The sequence below is a fragment of the Variovorax sp. 770b2 genome (assembly GCF_900115685.1).
Taxonomy (GTDB): Bacteria; Pseudomonadota; Gammaproteobacteria; order Burkholderiales; family Burkholderiaceae_C; genus Variovorax.
This window is the reverse complement of the sequence record NZ_FOXJ01000001.1, coordinates 2214484-2232648: the sequence shown is the minus strand read 5'-3', so window position 1 is coordinate 2232648 and position 18165 is coordinate 2214484. Positions and strand designations below refer to the sequence as shown.

20 protein-coding genes are annotated in these 18165 nt (G+C 66.4%); 15 read left to right on the top strand and 5 right to left on the bottom strand.

Annotated features, from left to right (window positions below; genetic code table 11):
* Position 1: 1 nt before the first annotated feature.
* The 8 genes from urtA (at position 2) to BM133_RS10160 (ending at position 7086) form a co-directional block, all read left to right on the top strand.
* Entirely contained in the window at positions 2–1276 is a 1275-nt protein-coding gene (urtA, locus tag BM133_RS10195) for an urea ABC transporter substrate-binding protein (protein ID WP_093433441.1), read from the top strand.
* Between the two features lie 78 nt (positions 1277–1354).
* Positions 1355–2269 (top strand): urea ABC transporter permease subunit UrtB, encoded by a 915-nt coding sequence (gene urtB / locus BM133_RS10190; RefSeq protein WP_093433439.1) that lies wholly within the window; start codon positions 1355–1357, stop codon positions 2267–2269.
* Positions 2270–2300: 31 nt separating this feature from the next.
* Complete coding sequence (gene urtC / locus BM133_RS10185; protein WP_093433438.1) at positions 2301–3503, top strand: urea ABC transporter permease subunit UrtC; 1203 nt, start codon at positions 2301–2303, stop codon at positions 3501–3503.
* A 17-nt stretch (positions 3504–3520) separates the two neighbouring features.
* Positions 3521–4264 (top strand): urea ABC transporter ATP-binding protein UrtD, encoded by a 744-nt coding sequence (urtD, locus tag BM133_RS10180; RefSeq protein ID WP_093433436.1) that lies wholly within the window; start codon positions 3521–3523, stop codon positions 4262–4264.
* 15 nt (positions 4265–4279) lie between these two features.
* Entirely contained in the window at positions 4280–4969 is a 690-nt protein-coding gene (gene urtE, locus BM133_RS10175; protein WP_093435225.1) for an urea ABC transporter ATP-binding subunit UrtE, read from the top strand.
* 27 nt (positions 4970–4996) lie between these two features.
* Entirely contained in the window at positions 4997–6229 is a 1233-nt protein-coding gene (fmdA, locus tag BM133_RS10170; RefSeq protein WP_093433435.1) for a formamidase, read from the top strand.
* 10 nt (positions 6230–6239) lie between these two features.
* A complete protein-coding gene (locus BM133_RS10165) occupies positions 6240–6584 on the top strand; it encodes a zinc ribbon domain-containing protein (RefSeq protein WP_093433433.1) in 345 nt (114 codons plus the stop codon).
* A 151-nt stretch (positions 6585–6735) separates the two neighbouring features.
* On the top strand, positions 6736–7086 hold the full coding sequence (locus BM133_RS10160; protein WP_093433432.1) for an alpha/beta hydrolase: 351 nt from the start codon (positions 6736–6738) through the stop codon (positions 7084–7086).
* Between the two features lie 84 nt (positions 7087–7170).
* Here the strand turns inward: BM133_RS10160 and BM133_RS10155 are convergent, their stop codons facing one another.
* Positions 7171–7455, bottom strand: coding sequence for a hypothetical protein (locus BM133_RS10155; protein ID WP_093433430.1), 285 nt, complete (start codon positions 7453–7455; stop codon positions 7171–7173).
* A gap of 76 nt (positions 7456–7531) precedes the next feature.
* Here BM133_RS10155 and BM133_RS10150 point away from each other — a divergent pair, with 76 nt between their 5' ends.
* Positions 7532–8392: a YdcF family protein gene (locus BM133_RS10150; protein ID WP_256219120.1), complete on the top strand. Its 861-nt coding sequence runs from the start codon at positions 7532–7534 to the stop codon at positions 8390–8392.
* Here the strand turns inward: BM133_RS10150 and BM133_RS10145 are convergent.
* The 3 genes from BM133_RS10145 to BM133_RS10135 form a co-directional block, all read right to left on the bottom strand.
* Positions 8389–9180 carry a response regulator transcription factor gene (locus BM133_RS10145; protein ID WP_177224774.1) on the bottom strand — a complete coding sequence of 264 codons (792 nt, stop codon included), beginning with the start codon at positions 9178–9180 and terminating at the stop codon, positions 8389–8391. The two genes, BM133_RS10150 and BM133_RS10145, sit on opposite strands and share 4 nt — an antisense overlap.
* A gap of 410 nt (positions 9181–9590) precedes the next feature.
* Positions 9591–9773, bottom strand: a complete 183-nt coding sequence (locus tag BM133_RS35735) for an ATP-binding protein (RefSeq protein ID WP_371286333.1) — start codon at positions 9771–9773, stop codon at positions 9591–9593.
* Positions 9774–9870: 97 nt separating this feature from the next.
* The gene (locus tag BM133_RS10135; protein ID WP_256219119.1) at positions 9871–10632 is read right to left on the bottom strand and encodes a class I SAM-dependent methyltransferase; all 762 of its coding nucleotides are present in this window, start codon (positions 10630–10632) and stop codon (positions 9871–9873) included.
* A 142-nt stretch (positions 10633–10774) separates the two neighbouring features.
* Here BM133_RS10135 and BM133_RS10130 point away from each other — a divergent pair, with 142 nt between their 5' ends.
* Positions 10775–11704: a MurR/RpiR family transcriptional regulator gene (locus BM133_RS10130; protein WP_256219118.1), complete on the top strand. Its 930-nt coding sequence runs from the start codon at positions 10775–10777 to the stop codon at positions 11702–11704.
* Here the strand turns inward: BM133_RS10130 and BM133_RS10125 are convergent.
* Positions 11641–12495 carry an HAD-IIA family hydrolase gene (locus BM133_RS10125; protein ID WP_177224773.1) on the bottom strand — a complete coding sequence of 285 codons (855 nt, stop codon included), beginning with the start codon at positions 12493–12495 and terminating at the stop codon, positions 11641–11643. The two genes, BM133_RS10130 and BM133_RS10125, sit on opposite strands and share 64 nt — an antisense overlap.
* Positions 12496–12719: 224 nt before the next feature.
* Here BM133_RS10125 and BM133_RS10120 point away from each other — a divergent pair, with 224 nt between their 5' ends.
* The 5 genes from BM133_RS10120 (at position 12720) to BM133_RS10100 (ending at position 18162) form a co-directional block, all read left to right on the top strand.
* Positions 12720–13655 (top strand): phosphate/phosphite/phosphonate ABC transporter substrate-binding protein, encoded by a 936-nt coding sequence (locus BM133_RS10120; RefSeq protein ID WP_093433424.1) that lies wholly within the window; start codon positions 12720–12722, stop codon positions 13653–13655.
* A gap of 8 nt (positions 13656–13663) precedes the next feature.
* On the top strand, positions 13664–14506 hold the full coding sequence (gene phnC / locus BM133_RS10115) for a phosphonate ABC transporter ATP-binding protein (protein ID WP_143100106.1): 843 nt from the start codon (positions 13664–13666) through the stop codon (positions 14504–14506).
* The gene (gene phnE, locus BM133_RS10110; RefSeq protein ID WP_093433423.1) at positions 14503–15501 is read left to right on the top strand and encodes a phosphonate ABC transporter, permease protein PhnE; all 999 of its coding nucleotides are present in this window, start codon (positions 14503–14505) and stop codon (positions 15499–15501) included. Before phnC ends, phnE begins: the two co-directional genes overlap by 4 nt.
* Positions 15502–15633: 132 nt before the next feature.
* Complete coding sequence (locus BM133_RS10105; protein WP_093433421.1) at positions 15634–15849, top strand: hypothetical protein; 216 nt, start codon at positions 15634–15636, stop codon at positions 15847–15849.
* 54 nt (positions 15850–15903) lie between these two features.
* Positions 15904–18162, top strand: coding sequence for a phosphocholine-specific phospholipase C (locus tag BM133_RS10100; RefSeq protein WP_093433420.1), 2259 nt, complete (start codon positions 15904–15906; stop codon positions 18160–18162).
* Positions 18163–18165: the final 3 nt, after the last annotated feature.

Here is an 18165-nt window from a genome sequence, read left to right as displayed (position 1 = left end):
GATGCCGCGTGATTCCGATCCCTCCCTCGATACGCTCGATGCCCTGGCCATGCGCCGCCGCCGCCTTCTGCAGGGCGCCGCCGCCTTGCCCGTCATGGGCCTGAGCGGCCTGAGCTTCGGCCAGTCGCAGTTCCCCACCGCCAAGGTCAACACCACCAAGCTCGCGGTGACCGACACCGAAGTCACGGTGGGACAGCTGCATTCGTCCACCGGCACCATGGCCATTTCGGAGACCGGCTCCATCCAGGCCGAGCAGCTGGCCATCGACCAGATCAACGCCATGGGCGGCATCCTGGGCCGCAAGATCAAGGTCATCAAGGAAGACGGCGCCTCCGACTGGCCCACCTTCGCCGAGAAGTCGAAGAAGCTCCTGGTCAACGACCATTGCGCCGCGGTGTTCGGCTGCTGGACCAGCGCCTCGCGCAAGGCCGTGCTGCCGGTGTTCGAAAAGGAAAACGGCCTCCTGTACTACCCGACCTTCTACGAAGGCCTGGAGCAGAGCAAGAACGTGATCTACACGGGCCAAGAGGCCACGCAGCAGATCATCTGGGGCCTGGACTGGGGCGCGAAGGAGAAGAAGGCCAAGACCTTCTTCCTCGTCGGCTCCGACTACATCTGGCCGCGCACGTCGATGAAGATCGCGCGCAAGCACATCGAGAACTTCCAGAAGGGTTCGGTCAAGGGCGAGGAGTACTACCCGCTGGGCCACACCAACTTCAACTCGCTGATCAACAAGATCAAGGTGGCCAAGCCCGACTGCATCTTCGCGGCGGTGGTGGGCGGCTCCAATGTGGCCTTCTACAAGCAGCTGAAGGCCGCGGGCATCACCGGCGACAAGCAGTTCCTGCTGACGCTGGCCGTGACCGAAGACGAAATGACCGGCGTGGGCGGCGAGAACTTCGCGGGCTTCTACTCGTCGATGAAGTACTTCCAGTCGCTGGACAACGAGAACAACAAGAAGTTCGTGGCCGCGTTCAAGGCGAAGTACGGCAAGGACGCGGTGATCGGCGACGTGACGCAGGCCGGCTACCTCGGGCCGTGGCTGTGGAAGGCCGCTGTGGAGAAGGCCGGCAGCTTCGACGTGGACAAGGTCGTGGCGGGCTCGCCGGGCATCGAGCTGAAGACGGCGCCCGAAGGCTACGTGAAGCTGGATGCGAACCACCACCTGTGGAGCAAGGCGCGCATCGGGCAAGGGCAGCTGGACGGCACGTTCAAGGTGGTTGCCGAATCGGCTGAATTGATCAAACCCGATCCGTTCCCCAAGGGCTACCAGTAAGCAGGGCGTCGGCCCTCACCCGAACCCTCTCCCGCTTGCGGGAGGGGGCGCAACCCCCAACACTCCGGACTTCCCGCCATGACTCTGTCGGACATGATGAACATCGGCCTCATGCAGGGCTTCGCGGGGCTGAGCCTCTTCGCGGTGCTGCTGCTCATGGGCCTGGGCCTGGCGATCATCTTCGGCCAGATGGGCGTCATCAACATGGCGCATGGCGAGTTCATGACCATCGGCGCCTATTCGATCTACCTGGCTGCGCGCGTCACCGAAACGATGGCGCCCGCGTTCATGCCGTATTACTTTCCGATCGCCATCGGCCTGGCCTTCGTGTTCGCCTTCATCGTCGGCTGGATCGTGGAGTGGGTGCTGATCCGCCACCTCTACAAGCGCCCGCTCGACACGCTGCTCGCCACCTGGGGCGTGAGCCTGGGCCTGCAGCAGATCTTTCGCACCTTCATCGGCCCGAAGGAAGTGAGCCCCACGCTGCCCGAATGGATCATGGGCTCGTGGACGCCGCATGAAGGCCTGGACATTCCGATCAACGGGCTCTTCGTGCTCGCGCTCACCGCGCTGGTCACGGCCGGCGTGCTGATCGCGCTGCACAAGAGCCGCTGGGGCCTCAGGGTGCGTGCCACCGTGGCCAACCGCACGATGGCCAACGCCACCGGCATCGACACCATGAAGACCGACCGCCTGACCTTCGCCATCGGCTGCGGCATCGCAGGCATGGCCGGCGCGGCCTTCACCACCATCGGCTCGACCGGGCCGACCTCGGGCTCGCTCTACATCGTCGATGCCTTCCTGGTCGTCACCTTCGGCGGCGCGGCGAGCTTGCTGGGCACGGTGGTCTCGGCCTTCGGCATTGCGCAGACGCAGTCGATCTCGGAGTTCTTCATGACCGGCTCGATGGCCAAGGTGCTGACGCTCTCGCTGATCGTGCTGATCTTGATGATGCGACCCCAAGGCCTCTTTGCCGTCAAGGTGCGCCGCTGATGAACCCGATTCCTTCCTGGAGAACGTTCCGATGAATTTCATCAAGGCCTCGATCCTGCGCTACCAGCTGGGCAGCCTCTTGCTGCTGGTGCTGCTGCTGGCGGTCGTGCTGCCGCTCTCGCTCGACATCTTTCGCCTCAACCTCGTGGGCAAATACCTCACCTACGCTTTCGTGGCCGTGGGGCTCGTGATGGTGTGGGGCTACGGCGGCGTGCTGAGCCTGGGGCAGGGGGTTTTCTTCGGCATCGGCGGCTACGCGATGGCGATGTTCCTGAAGCTCGAAGCCTCCGACCCGATCACGACAAAGATCCAGTCCACGCCCGGCATCCCGGACTTCATGGACTGGAACCAGATCACCGAACTGCCCGCGCTGTGGCTCCCGTTCAAGAGCCTGCCGCTGAGCCTCGCGCTGGTGGTGCTGGCACCGATGGCGCTGGCCTGGCTCGTGAGCTTCGCGATGTTCAAGCGCCGCGTGGGCGGCGTGTACTTTGCGATCATCACGCAGGCGGTGGCGCTCATCTGCACCGTGCTCATCATCGGCCAGCAGGGCTACACGGGCGGTGTCAACGGCATGACCGACCTGAAGACCATGCTGGGCTGGGACACGCGCACCGACAGCGCCAAGTACATCCTGTATTACGTCTGCGTGGGCCTGCTGGTGCTGAGCATCCTCTTGTGCCGATGGGTGCAGACCAGCAAGCTCGGGACGCTGCTGCTGGCCATGCGCGACAAGGAAGACCGCGTGCGCTTCTCGGGCTACGACGTGTCGAACTTCAAGGTCTTCACCTTCTGCCTGGCGGCCGGGCTCTCGGGCATCGGTGGCGCGATGTTCGCGCTGCAGGTGGGCTTCATGTCGCCGAGCTTCGTGGGCATCGTGCCGTCCATCGAGATGGTGATCTTCTGCGCGGTCGGCGGACGCATGAGCCTGGTGGGCGCGGTGTATGGCGCGCTGCTGGTGAATGCGGGAAAGACGCTGTTCTCGGAGAGCTTTCCGGACCTGTGGCTGTTCCTGATGGCCGGTCTCTTCATCGGCGTGACCATGGCTTTCCCGATGGGGCTCGCGGGCCTCTGGGATGAAAAGATCAAGCCCTGGTGGAAGGGCCGCCGCCAGGCGCTGCGCGAGGCCGCGGTGCAGCCACCGCCCGCCATGCCGATGACGCCGCCGGCCTCGGCCGCACCTGCCGCAGCGCCCGAACCCCACCTGCCCGAAGGCGTCGGCAGCCAGCGCGCCTGAAGAACACCGGAACACCCATGAGCAACACCGACTTCGCACTCGCCGTGGAAGACCTCACCGTCTCCTTCGACGGCTTCAAGGCCATCGACGACCTGACGCTCTACATCGACAAGAACGAGCTGCGCGTGATCATCGGCCCCAACGGCGCCGGCAAGACCACGCTGCTCGACCTGATCTGCGGCAAGACCCGCGCCAGCGCCGGCAGCATCAAGTTCAAGAACACCGAGCTCACCAGGATGGCCGAGCACAAGCGCGTGCGGCTGGGCATCGGCCGCAAGTTCCAGACGCCGTCGATCTACGAGAACCTGAGCGTGTTCCAGAACCTGGAAGTGTCCTTCCCCAAGGGCCGCTCGGTGTTCGGCGCGCTGGCCTTCAAATGCGACGACGAGGTCAAGTCGAAGGTGCAGGCCGTGGCCGAAGACATCGGCCTCGCGGACAAGCTGCGCACCGAGGCCGGATTGCTGAGCCACGGCCAGAAGCAGTGGCTGGAGATCGGCATGCTGCTGATGCAGGAGCCCGAGTTGCTGATGCTCGACGAGCCCATCGCCGGCATGAGCGCGCGCGAGCGCGAACTCACGGCCGACCTGCTCAAGCGCATCTGCCAGAACCGCGCGGTGATCGTCATCGAGCACGACATGGCGTTCGTCAAGCAGATTGCGCACAAGGTCACCGTGATGCACCAGGGAAAGATCCTGGCCGAAGGGCCGATGGAGAAGGTGCAGGCGGACCCGAAGGTCATCGACGTCTACCTGGGGCACTGAACCATGAGCAACATCATGCTGAAGGTCGACGACCTGCACACCGCCTATGGCCAGAGCGAGGCGCTGCACGGCATTTCGTTCGTGGGCCATGCCAACGAAACGGTCGCCATCATGGGCCGCAACGGCATGGGCAAGACCACGCTGTTCAAGAGCTTGATGGGCGTGCTGCCGATCAAGAGCGGGCGCATCGAGGTGGCGGGCCAGGACGTGTCGCGCGACGAGAGCTTCAGGCGCGTGGCCAAGGGCATTGCCTACGTGCCGCAGGGCCGGATGATCTTCCCGACGCTGACGGTGGAAGAGAACATCCAGACGGGCCTGGAGAACTCGAAGACGCGGCGAATTCCCGAGGAAATCTATGCGCTGTTCCCCGTGCTGTGGGACATGAAGAGCCGCAAGGGCGGCAACCTCTCGGGCGGCCAGCAGCAGCAACTGGCGATTGCGCGCGCGCTCGTCACGGACCCCAAGGTGCTGCTGCTCGACGAGCCCACCGAAGGCATCCAGCCTTCGATCATCAAGGACATCGCCAAGGCGCTCAACGAGGTCCGCAAGTTGCGCGGCATCACCATCATCGTGTCCGAGCAGGTGCTCAGTTTCGCGATGGACGTGGCCGACCGGCTCTTCGTCATCGAAGGCGGACGGCTCGTGCACGAGACGGCGCGCGACAAGACCGATGTCGATCACATCAAGGCCTATCTCTCCGTTTAACCACAACCCAACCAGGAGCCACTGCAAATGACGGACACGCTGATCAAGGTCGATCTGACCCAATCGCCCACGGAGAACGAGAACATCCACAACCGCTGGCATCCGGACATTCCGATGGCCTGCTGGGTCAATCCGGGCGATGACTTCATTCTGGAGACCTTCGACTGGACCGGCGGTTTCATCAAGAACAACGACAGCGCCGACGACGTGCGCGACATCGACCTGAGCACGGTCCACTATCTCTCGGGCCCGGTGGGCGTGAAGGGCGCCGAACCGGGCGACCTGCTGGTGGTCGACCTGCTGGACATCGGCGCCAAGCAGGACAGCCTCTGGGGTTTCAACGGTTTCTTCTCGAAGAAGAACGGCGGCGGTTTCCTCACCGATCACTTTCCCGAAGCGCAGAAATCGATCTGGGACTTCAAGGGCATGTTCACGAGCTCGCGCCACATTCCGGGCGTCAACTTCGCGGGACTGATCCACCCGGGCCTGATCGGCTGCCTGCCCGACAAGCCCATGCTCGACATGTGGAACGAGCGCGAAGGCAAGCTCATCGCCACCGACCCGGACCGTGTGCCCGGCCTTGCGAATCCGCCGTTCGCCGGCACCGCGCACATGGGCAAGATGACCGGCGAGGCCCGCGCCAAGGCCGCTGCCGAGGGCGCGCGCACCGTGCCGCCGCGCGAGCACGGCGGCAACTGCGACATCAAGGACCTGTCGCGTGGCTCGAAGGTGTTCTTCCCTGTTTATGTCGATGGCGCGGGCCTGAGCGTGGGCGACCTGCACTTCAGCCAGGGCGACGGCGAAATCACCTTCTGCGGCGCCATCGAGATGGCGGGCTGGGTCCACATGAAGGTCACGCTCATCAAGGGCGGCATGGCCAAGTACGGCATCAAGAACCCGATCTTCAAGCCTAGCCCGATCACGCCGCAGTACAACGACTACCTGATCTTCGAAGGCATCTCGGTCGACGAGAGCGGAAAGCAGCATTACCTGGACGTGAACGTGGCCTATCGCCAAGCCTGCCTGAACGCGATCGAGTATCTGAAGAAGTTCGGCTACTCGGGCGCGCAGGCCTATTCGATTCTCGGTACGGCGCCGGTGCAGGGCCACATCAGCGGCATCGTGGACGTGCCCAACTCCTGCGCCACGCTGTGGTTGCCCACGGGCATCTTCGACTTCGACATCAACCCGAACGCCTCGGGCCCGACGAAGATGATCGACGGCAGCATCGACATGCCGCTGTCGCACGACCTGCGCTGAAGAAACGGACATGCCGACCTACGACTACGCCTGCGGGCAGTGTGGTGGCTTCGATGCGCTGCGGCCTTCGGGCCAGCGCGACGAGCCGGCCGCGTGCCCGGACTGCGGCTGCGCATCGCCGCGTGTACTTTCGGCCGCACCGCGGCTGTCGCTGATGGCCTCCGGCACGCGCAGCGCCATGGACACCAACGAGCGCGCGCGGCACGAGCCCGGGAGCTCCCGCGACTACGCGCGCTTCAAGCATCCGGCGGGTTGCGGCTGCTGCTCGGGGTCGCCCCGCCGCAGCGCGACGGTGACCGCGCCGAGCGGTGCGAAGTCGGCGCCGTCGAAGCGGCCGTGGATGATTTCGCACTAGTGTTGCGCTAGCAAATCGGGGCGCACCGCGGTTCGGTGCAAACCCCGATTGTTTCAATCCTGTGAACGCCGCGATTCTTTTTGCCGCGGTTTTTTGAAGGGCTTCAGGATCAAACTTCTCCTCACCAACCAACCGATTGAAGGAGATTGAAATGAATGCCTCGAAGATCCTCGCTGCTGCTGCTCTCTCGCTCCTGGCTGCCGCCGGTGCGCAAGCAGAAACCTATGACGGCGTGCACACCGTGAACTCGTCGGTGTCGCGTGCAGAAGTCGCTCCGCAAGCTGTTGCCGCCGCACGCGCCGGCAACGAATACGGCGACGGTGCCACCGCCGGCGCACAAGCGTTCACCTCGACCGCCGACCGCGCAACCATCCAGGCCGAAGCCGTTGCCAAGGCGCACGATCCGTTCGCCAGTCTCGACCGCCGCGCCTTCTACCGCGACGAAGTGCCGCAAGCCTACAAGAAGCCCAGCGTGTCGTTCACGCGCCAGGCTACGCGCTGAGTCGATCGTCAACTGACGCAATGAAGAACGGGCCAACTGGCCCGTTTTTTCGTTGGTGCTCCTGCTGTTTCGGCGGCTGCCGCGTCACTCGATCGTGAAGGTCTTGATCCGGCCCTCGCATTCGGCGCGCAGGACGTCGCGCTCGATCTCGATGTTCGTCCAGGTGATGGCCACCCCGTCGCTATGGACCAGGCGGATGCTGTCAGCCGAGAGCACGCTGTAGACGAGGAGCGGGGCGCACACCGGCCCATTCCTGGTGCCCAGCGTTGCGGCGACATGGCCTGCCGGTTGGAACCGGTAGATCTCGATGTCCGTCTCCGAGACAAGGGCCAGGCGTCGCCCGATGGGGACGGGGGTGGGGATGGTCATGTCACTCCTGCCAGTTGAAGGTGAACCGCGATTCCGGGAGCGGCAAGCGCCGCAGCCCAGCGTGAATGCGTGACACATGACGCCCATGCCCTCTTTCTTCCGCCCGGACGCCACGAATGCGCCGATGGCAGGGATAGAGTTCGGGCCGATGAATTTCCTTGCGATGCATAACGTGAAACGTGCGGTGGCCAGTGTCCTGGGGCTCTTGCTGCTGCTGGACGGAGGGGTCCTGATAGCGACCGGGTACTTTAATCTCGGCGTCGTCTTGCCACTGGTGATGGGGCTCGGCCTTTGCAGCCTCGGTCTCTGGTGGGTGCCGATGAAACGCTGGCTGGGCGCCACCCCGAGGCGCGCAACCCTCTGGCGCTGGTTCTGGTACGGCGTATTCCTCTGGCTCGCAACGGTGGCCGTCTTCTGGAGCGTCCTGGCAACCAGGGCATCGACGCAGCTCCCCACGACTGCGCCGGCCGCGATCGTGGTCCTGGGATCGGGATCGCCTGGTGCCGCGGCGTCGCCCACGCTCGTCGCCCGGCTGGACCTCGCCTTGCGCGATGCGCTCCGCCACCCGGACGCCCTGGTCGTGGTGAGCGGGGGCATCAGCTTCAGAACGCAGAGCGAAGGCGAGGTGATGGCGGCATACCTCCAGGAACGCGGACTTTCGGCGCATCGCATCGTCAAGGAGGAGCTCAGCACAAGCACGCAGGAGAACCTGGTCTTCAGCCGCCGTCTGCTTGCGGCCGCGGGGGTGCCCGACGATGCGCCCATCCATCTCGTGACGAGCGATTTCCACACGCTGCGCGCAGGCCTGATCGCCCGGCGCGCCGGCTATCCGGCCGTCACCACGCTCGGGGCGGATACGCCCCTGTACCTGCGCTACAACATCTGGCTGCGCGAGTACTTCGCCCTGGTCAGCAGTTGGGCCTTGCGGGAGTACTAGTGCGTGGGCGAGGCCGGCGCCGCGGCTTGCTCCGCGGCGATGCCGGCCGGCAAAGCGCCGTGTGCGTGCACCTCGATGAGCTGGTAGCCCTGTCCGTACACGGCGCGCAGCAGGAACCCGTGCTCGCCGTTCAGCTCGAGGCGCTTTCGCACGTTGGAGACACAGGCGTCCAGGGCCCGCTTGCCTTCGACCAGGACGGGAACCCGCCACAGGACCTTCCACAGCCACTCCCGCTCCACCACGCGGCCGACGTGCCGGAACAGCTGCAAGGCAAGGACGAACTGGCGCGGCTGAAGCCTCATCTCCTGTCCGTTGAATTGCACATGGCGGCTGCCTTCGTAGAAATGGTAGTTGCCCCATACGGTCGCCCCGTGGGGGCGGGCCATGCCGGCCGCAGTGTTCTTGCGCTGGACCAGCGCACGGACCAGCCAATCGAGCTCCGCATCCGCCATCCGGGACACGTCGGCACCGAGCGTGCCGCTCGATTCGAAACCCTTGCCCTGCAGTGAAAGATGCCGCCACTGGCCGTCCGGGACGACCACGAGAACCGGCATTCCAAGCACCTGGCATGCAGCGGGCAGGCCACCGAGCGACGCTTCGTCCGACGGCACCGCCAGCAGCAATTGAAATCGCTGCCCGCCGCTCAGCGCCAGGATCAGTTCGCTGGCGCTGGAGAACACGCTGCACGCGTGCCCCAGCTGCCGAAGCCTTGTGCGAAGCACTGTTCTCTGCGGTTCCTCTCCATCGAGAAGAGCCAGGGACAACGTGTCCCCGGGATGGGTCTTCATACGCGTTTCTTCAGAGGTGAAAATCACGAGCCGGAGCCGGCGGGGCCTTCGAATCCTTTGCATCGAAGCGCCCCGCGTGCACCGTGCTGCACGGGCCCAGGGCCCTGTACCGTAGACCGGCTGTGCTTTTTTTCTTCTTCATCCCGACTTCCTCCCCCCTCATGGGCGACTGCATTGCGCTGGCTGCGTTGATGCGCGAATGCCCGGTGGCATCCGGTCCCTTTCGAGACCACACAGTCATCTGGCCGTCCGAAGAGCGACCACCCAAGTGCGACAACAATGACATGGAGCGGATCGTCTCCGAGCACAGGCGTCGACGGAAGCCGAATGCGAGATTTCGTCAACATTCATTCGCGTTGCATGCCCGATTCGTGCGAATGCCGTGAAGGTGTTCACACTTTCCCGCAGTGTCATCGCGCGCGCGGCAAAGAGATGCAGAAAGTGGCTCCGGCGCCGGGCGCCGCATGGCCATCGATCGTGCCGCCATGGCGGGCAACCACGGTGCGAACGAACTCCAGGCCCAGGCCGTGGGAGTGGATCGTGACCGGTTTTCTCGCACTGGTTTTCGGGGTGCTGTCGTTCAACGCGTTCATCGCCAACGACCTGGGCCGGCAAGAGAGCGGCAACCGGGTCATCGCCATGCTGACCGACCTGTACGGCTGGCTGCTGTCGACCATCGGCGCGGTGCCGTCAGGAGTCCTGTTCGCGGTCTGCGCGGTGGGCATCGTGGTGCTGGCCGCGAGGGACGGCCGGCAGTCGTCCTGAGCCGGTGCGCCGGTAGGTCAGCAGCCGGCCCCGATACGCCACGCGGCCCAGCGCCGCGCGTTGATCGAGCCGCTCCTCGCACATGCCGAAGCCTTCGTCGGCCATCTGCCGGTTGAAGGCGGGGCGGTTGCCGCGGTCGGGATCGACGATCCACACCTCGCCGGCCGGGCCCGCATGCCGGCCGATGAAGGCGGCCAGCAAGCCGTGCGCATCGCGCTCGTACAGCAGGTCGCTGCCGATGATGAGGTCGAAGGCGCCGTGCACATCGCCCTCGGCGCCCTCGGGGCTCGTCTCGCGCATGCCCCAGTGGCCGCGCCGGTACTTCATCGGCGGCAGCGCGTTCAAGCGCAGGTTCTCCAGCAGGAAGCCCGCCGCGAGCGGATGGCAGTCGCTCGCGGTCATGTCGTTGCCGCGGCGGTGGCCGACCAGGCTCGCGAGCGCGAGACCGCAGCCGATTTCCAGCACGCGGGCGCCGAGCACGACGGGGTGCATCGCCATCCGCGCGGCCAGTTGCGCGCCCGAGGGCCACAGGAGGCCGAACATCGGCCACGCCGCCGACGAGATGCCTTGCGCGGCCGCGGCACCCTGCGGGTCGGCGTACTGCCGGCGGTCGAGCAGCGACCGGATGACCAGGTCATCCGCACCCGCGATGGCGATGCGCTCCAGCTTGATTTCGTAGTCCGGCATCGGAAGGGATGCGGGGCCTCGCGGGCGAGGCCTCGAAGCAGCAAAGGAGAACCCAGTATGCGCGCCGCCCGCTCCGCAGCCTGCGTGCGCCGGCCGAACAGTCGCATCAAACCGCCATCCCGGGCGGGTAAGCTCGCGGCCCATGAAGCGCAACAGCAGCCACAGCACCCCCCGATCCGCCAGCCCCAAGGCCACCGGCATGCCGCCGCCCGAGTTGCCCGACGGCCAGGTGTCGGCGGTGCTGGCGCGCATCGAAACGCTGTGGTCGTCGCTGGGCCCCGTGGGCCAGCGCATCGCCGACTTCATCGTGAAGAACCCGCGCGAGGTGGTCCACATGTCGGTGAGCGAGGTGGCCGAGCGCACCGGCTCCAGCGAAGGCAGCATCGTGGGCCTGTGCAAGAACCTGGGCGCCACCGGCTTCCAGCAGATCAAGATCGCGCTCGCGCAGGAGATCGTGCGGCCGGTGCAGTTCATCCACGAAGACCTGGACCCCCAGGACAAGGCCGACGCGGTGATCCGCAAGATCTTCCAGAGCAACGTGCAGACGCTGCACGACACGCAGGCCACGCTCGATGCGAAGTCGATGGAGCGCGCGGTCAAGCTCTTTCGCCGCGCGGAGCGCATCGAGATCTACGGCATCGGCAGCTCCGCCACCATCGCCGAAGACGCCCACTACCGCATGCTGCGCATCGGCCTCAATGCCAAGGTGGTGGTCGACTCGCACGTGCAGGCCATCAGCGCCTCGCTCACCGATCCGAAGGTGGCGGTGCTCACCATCTCGCACTCGGGCAGCACGCACGAGACGGTGACGGCCACGCGCCTCGCAAAGGAAGCGGGCGCTTCGACGGTGTGCATCACCAACTTCGGCAAGTCGCCGATCCAGGCCTTCGCCGACGTGGTGCTGTTCACCATGGCGCGCGAGACCAGCTTTCGCACCGAGGCGATGACCAGCCGCCTCGCGCAGCTGGCGATCATCGACGTGCTGATCGCCTGCCTCGCGCTCTCGGACTACGACACCTCGGTGCGCACGTTGCGCCAGACCTTCGACGTGCTCTCGCTCAAGAGGTATTGAGGCGATTCTTCAGGCGAAGCGACCGGAGAAGAGGGCCTGAACAACCCGGCCACGGTGGGCGCGACCGCCCCCGGTGCCTGCCCCACCAGGAGGCACGCCATGCCCAGCCGCGCGGCGCCTTCGGCGTCGGTGAGCGGGTTGTCGCCGATGACCACGGTGGTCTCCGGCTCTGCGCCCAGGCGGCGCAAGCCTTCCTCGAACAGCAGCGGCGCGGGCTTGCCGATCACGCGCCAGGGCTGCACGCCGCTCGCGGCGACCAAGGCCGCGAGCAGCGCGCCCGTCTCGGGCACCACGCGGCCTTGCGGGCCGGGGTGCGTGGCGTCGGCGTTGGTCACCATCAGCCTGGCGCCGCGCAGCAGTTCGTTGGCGGCGAGCGCGAGCCGCGCGTGGCTGAAGTGCATGTCCAGCGCGAGCAGCACGAAGTCGGCATTCGCCTGCACCAGGTCGCAGCCTTCGGCGCGCGCAAAGCGCTGCAGGGCCTGGCTGCCGATCAGCAGCACGCGCGCGCCGGGGTGCTGCTGCGCCAGCTGGCGCACCGCCAGTTCGCCGGCCAGCACGATGCGCCCGGGCGGCACGCGCAGCCCCAGCCGGCGCAGCCGCAGCGCGAGGCCCTGCGCCGTGTGCGTGGAATTGTTGGAAACGATGGCGTAGCGGTCGTGAAAGTGCGCGAGCAGTTCGGCCGCGCCGTCGATCGCTTCCTGCTGGCGCACCAGCGTGCCGTCCAGGTCGACGAGCAGGTGGCGGGCCTGGGTGAGCCATTCGCCGTTCGCTGATGCAGTTGCTGTTGCCATTGCTGTCTTGAAATTCGTTCTCATGGATCTCCGGTATCGGCCGACCGGTAACTCGGCCATGGCGCCGGATTGTATTGAACATTGCTCAATTGATTTATGGTTTTGTACTGAGCTAATTTCATTTTCCTGTCATCTTTCGTTTCTAAGCTCACCGGCATCCCAGCGATGAACCCGCTCTCCAGTTCTCCCGCTCTGCCCACCCGATCCGAAACGAAGGAACGATCATGAACAAGCTCCTGGCCGTCGCGGCCGCCGCACTCTCGCTGTCCGCAGCACTTTCCCTCCCGGCCCATGCGCAATCCGTGGCCGACGGCTCGCGCGAGCACCCGCTGCGCGTGCTGCTGATTCCCGCCGACGGCGGCACCGAGTCGGGCACCAAGGCCGACTACGCGCCGGTCTTCAACGCCATCACGCGCACCACGGGCCTGAACTTCGACCTGAAGGTCGGCCAGTCGTACGGCGCCGTGGTCGAGGGCATGTGCAACCAGCTCGCCGACATCGCCTTCTTCGGCCCCGTGTCCTATGTGCAGGCCCACAAGCGCGGCTGCGCGCAGCTGCTGGCCGTGGGCGTGGAGAAGGGCGCCTCGGTGTACTACGCCGGCATGTTCGCCAAGGCCAATGCGCCCATCGCCACCATCAAGGACGTCAAGGGCAAGCGCGTGGCCTTCGGCGACGTCAACTCGGCTTCCAGCTTCACCTTCCAGGTCGCGATGCTCATGGACGCGGGCATGGACCCGGCCAAGGACCTCTCGGCCATCCGCATGACCGGCAGCCACGCAAGCAGCCTGGCCGCGCTGGTGCAGGACCAGGTCGACGTGGCTTCGCTCTCGTTCGACTCGTACGAGAAGGCCGTGAAGCAAGGCGCGGTCGATCCGAAGACCATGAAGGTCATCGCCAAGAGCATCGCCATTCCGTACCCGCCGCTCGCGCTGAACTCCAAGCTGCCCGAGCCGCTGAAGACCAGGCTGAAGGACGCGTTCCAGACGGTCAACAAGGCGCCCGGCATCACGCCCGACATGATCCGCGGCTACGGCGGCGGCAAGATCGACGGCTACGACACCAAGTTCTCGGAGGACGAGTTCAACGTCGCCGCCGAGAAGCTGGGCCTGCTGACCGACGAGCTCAAGGGCCGCATCCTCTCCAAGGCCGCGGAGCGTTGAGCACGGCCATGCTGAACTTCGATTCGGTCGCCATGCGCTATGCCGACGGCACGCGCGCGCTCGACGGCGTCTCGCTGCAGGTGCCGGCCGGCCAGTTCTGCGTGGTGCTGGGCTCTTCCGGCGCGGGCAAGTCGACGCTGCTGCGCATGGCCAACGGGCTGGTCAGGCCCACGCAGGGGGCGGTGCAGGTCGAGGGCGTACCGATCGTGGCCGCTGCGCTGGCCCGTATCCGCCCGCGCATCGGCATGATCCACCAGCAGTTCAACCTCGTGCTGCGCTCTACCGTCGCCGAGAACGTGCTGGCCGGTGCGCTGCCCGCGATGCCGACGTGGCGCGCGCTGCTGGGCCTGTTCACCGACGCGCAGCGCGCCAAGGCCTGCGCGCTGATCGAATCCGTGGGGCTGCAGGAGCCGCACCTGCTGCGCCGCGTGAGCGAACTCTCGGGCGGCCAGCAGCAACGCGTGGGCATCGCGCGCGCCTTCATGCTCGATCCGCCGCTGGTGCTCGCCGACGAGCCCGTGGCGAGCCTCGATCCGCAGACCAGCCACGACGTGCTCTCGCTGCTGCGGCGCGAGGCACGCGAGCGCGGCACCACGGTGCTGTGCAGCCTGCACCAGATCGAGCTGGCCTGCGAATTCGCCGACCGCATCGTGGCGCTGCGCCACGGCGCGGTGGTGTTCGACGGGGCGCCCGAAGCGTTCGATCCCAAGGTCTTCGATGCGATCTACGGCCGTCCCGCGACCGCGGCGCATCCGCAGGCGGTGCCGACGGAACCCGAGGCCGTGCTGCCGCTGCACGACGGCCATCCCGGCCATACGAGCCATGCCGGCCTGCTGGAGATGGCGCAATGACCCGCCCCGCATCCGCCTGGGAGCTGCCGCGCCCCTTCGGCACCCGCAGCCTCGTCGTGCTGTTCCTCGTCATCGTCGTCGGCTGCTTCGCCGGCCAGCGCGTGGAGATGGGCCGCATGCTCTCGCTCACCGGCGAGGGCGTGCTCGCCGCCGTGGGCCTGCGCGACCAGTCGCAGGTGCTCTCGGGCCTGGGCACCATCGCGCGCTCGCTCTTTCCGCCGCAGGTGTCCGAGCGCACCGAGGTCGCGCGCATCGAGGGCTTCGACCGCAACCGGCTGCCGTGGTTCTCGCACGTGGAGTCTGAGGAATCGCGCCAGCCCAAGCTCAATCCGCAGACGCTGCAGATGGAGGAGGAGGTCGACCAGCGCGAGGTGCTGGTGGAGCCCTTCGGCTATCTCTGGCATGTGGCGGTGAAGATGCTGGAGACCTTCGAGATCGCCATCTGGGCCACGCTGCTGGCCATCGTGCTGAGCGCGCCGCTGGCCTGGTGCAGCGCGAAGAACTACACGCCCAACCGCGCGGTCTACACGCTGGCGCGCAGCGTGGTGGGCATGTTCCGCGCGGTGCCCGAACTGGTGAGCGCGCTGTTCCTGGTGCTGGCCTACGGCTTCGGTCCCATTGCCGGCGTGCTGGCCCTTGCGCTGCACTCGGCGGGCTTTCTCGGCAAGTTCTACGCGGAAGACATCGAGACCGCCGACGACAAGCCGCAGGAGGCGCTGCGCGCCATCGGCGCGAACAAGCTGAAGGTGATGCGCTTCGCGGTGCTGCCGCAGGTGATGCCGCAGTTCATCGCCTACACGCTGTACGTGCTGGACCGCAACGTGCGCATGGCCACCGTGGTGGGCCTGGTGGGCGCGGGCGGCATCGGGCAGGAATTGAAGGGCCGCTACGACATGTACAACTACGCGCATGTCGGAACGATCCTGATCGCGATCTTCCTCACGGTCCTCGTGCTCGACAGGGTCGCAGCCCGCCTGCGCAGCCGCTATGCCTGAGCGCTAGCCCCACCCATTCCCGACTTTCTTCCGATGCCGGTGCGAGCCCTTCGCGGGCCCGCAGGGGACCGGCTTCGCCCTCGTTTTCTGCTTTTCGCTTTCCCACGCCCAACCGACTCCAAAGGACACCTCATGAAATCAGCTTCTTCCCGGTACGGCCTCGCTGCGGCGGGCCTCGTCTTGTGCCTTGGCCTCGCCGCCTGCGGCGGTGGTGGTGGCGGCGGCGGTGGTGGTGGCCTGCCCATCCTTCCGCCGGGCCAGACGCCGCCCGCCGGCGGCAGCGGTCCGCAGCAGCCCGGCGGCGACCAGCCCCAGCAGCCCGCGCCGGCCCTCAAGTGCGCGCCCTGACGCCGCCATCGCTACCCGATCCGCTCTTCATTTCCCCGCGTTGAAAGACCACCCATGAACACCCCCAACCGTCGCGATTTCTTCCGCAAGTCGGCCGGCGCCATCGGCGCCGCCTCGGCCCTGACGATGCTGCCGCCCGTGATCCGCAAGGCGCTGGCCATCGAGGCCGCCGTCGACACCGGCACCATCAACGACATCAAGCACATCGTGATCCTGATGCAGGAGAACCGCAGCTTCGACCACTACTTCGGCACCCTGCGCGGCGTGCGTGGTTTCGGCGACCGCTTCCCGATTCCGCTGGCCAACGGCAAGCCGGTGTTCTTCCAGCCCAACACCGTCGTTGGCGGCCCGGAGATCCAGCCCTTCCGCCGCGACTCCACGATCGCCAATGCGCTGATCGGCTCGGGCGCGCCGCACAGCTTCCCCGACATGCAAGGCGCATGGAACCAGGGAAAGATGGACCGCTGGATCCAGTTCAAGAACCAGGTGACGATGGGCTACTACCTGCGCGAGGACATCCCGTTCCAGTTCGCGCTGGCCGATGCCTTCACGCTCTGCGACGGCTACCACTGCTCCATCCTCACCGGCACCGATCCGAACCGCGTCGTGTTCTGGTCGGGCTCCAGCTTCAACCCCGAGCTGCGCAAGAAGGGCATCAACAGCACGGACACCGATTCCGAGCCGGTGAACTCGCGCTGCTGGCCCAGCCCCTCCAACTGGGTCGCGGGCCGGGCGCAGAAGACCGACGGCACGGGCCAGACCGACCCGACCTCGGGTGCCTACAACTACAAGTACGTCAACAACTCCTTCAAGTGGGACACGCTGCCGGACGTGCTGCAGAAGGCGGGCATCACCTGGCACATCTACCAGAACATGAACAACAACTGGACGGGCGCCATGAACGGGTGCCTGGCCTTCGAGAGCTTCCGCACCGCGCAGCCGGGCTCGCCGATCTATGAACATGGCTTGACGGGCGGCCCCGCGGCGGCCGACGGCGCGGTCAACTTCCTCGCCCAGCTCAAGCAGGACGTGATGAACGACACCCTGCCGCAGGTCTCGTGGGTGCTGCCCACGCAGGCGCTGGCCGAGCACCCGGGTAGCAGCGAAGGCACGGCCGGCGCGGCCGACTTCGTCTCGGACGTGCTGGCCGCGCTGACCTCCAACCCCGCGGTCTGGAGCAAGACGGCGCTGTTCGTCACCTTCGACGAGAACGACGGCTTCTTCGACCACATGGCGATGCCGTCGGTGCCCTCGTACAGCGCGAGCGGCGAGCTGATGGGCAAGTCCACCGTGCCGCTCGATGGCGAATATTTCGACGCCTCGGTGGGCAGCTACCTGAACGCCGCCGACACCACCAGCGGCAAGACGCGCCCCTGGGGCCTGAGCGCGCGCGTGCCGATGTACGTGGTGTCGCCGTGGAGCAAGGGCGGCTGGGTCGATTCGCAGGTGTTCGACCACACCTCGATGGGCCGCTTCCTGGAGAAGCGCTTCGGCATCACGATCGATGCCATCAGCCCGTGGCACCGCGCGGTCTGCGGCGATCTCACCTCGTGCTTCGACTTCGTGAGCCCCAACGATCCGGTCGTGCCCAAGCTGCCCGACACGAGCGGCTATCCCGCGATCAACCTGGCGCAGAAGGCGCTGGCCAACACGGGCGTCATCACCAAGGCGCCCGTCACGCCGCAGCCGCTGTTCCAGGAGACCGGCACGCGCTTCTCGCGCGCGCTGCCCTACGAGCTGCACACCAGCGCGCGCATCGAGACGCGCGGCCTCGTGTCGCTGATCTTCAGCAACACCGGCGACCAGGGCGCGGTGTTCCACGTCTACGACAAGCTGCACCTGGACAGCATTCCGCGCCGCTACACCGTGGAAGCCGGCAAGCAGCTCACCGACTACTGGAACGCCGGCGCCACCGACAGCGGCAAGTACGAGCTGTGGGTGTACAGCAGCAACGGCTTCGTGCGCACCTTCAAGGGCGATGCGCTGGCCACCGACGCCGCGGCCTTCAAGCCCGAGGTGCAGGTCTGCTACGACCCGGCCGCGGGCCAGGTCTACGTGAAGGTGCACAACACCGGCACGGGCAGCGGCACGGTGTCGGTCAAGGCCAACGCCTACCGCGCCGACGGCCCCTGGTCGCTCGACGTGGCCGCAGGCGCCACCGGCCTGCTGCACTGGAACCTGGAAGACAGCGGCCACTGGTACGACTTCACCGTGACCGCCGACAACTTCGAGCGCCGCTTCTCGGGCCGCGTGGAAACCGGCAAGCCCAGCGTGAGCGATCCGGCGATGGCGCTGCATCTCACGGCCGTCTGAACG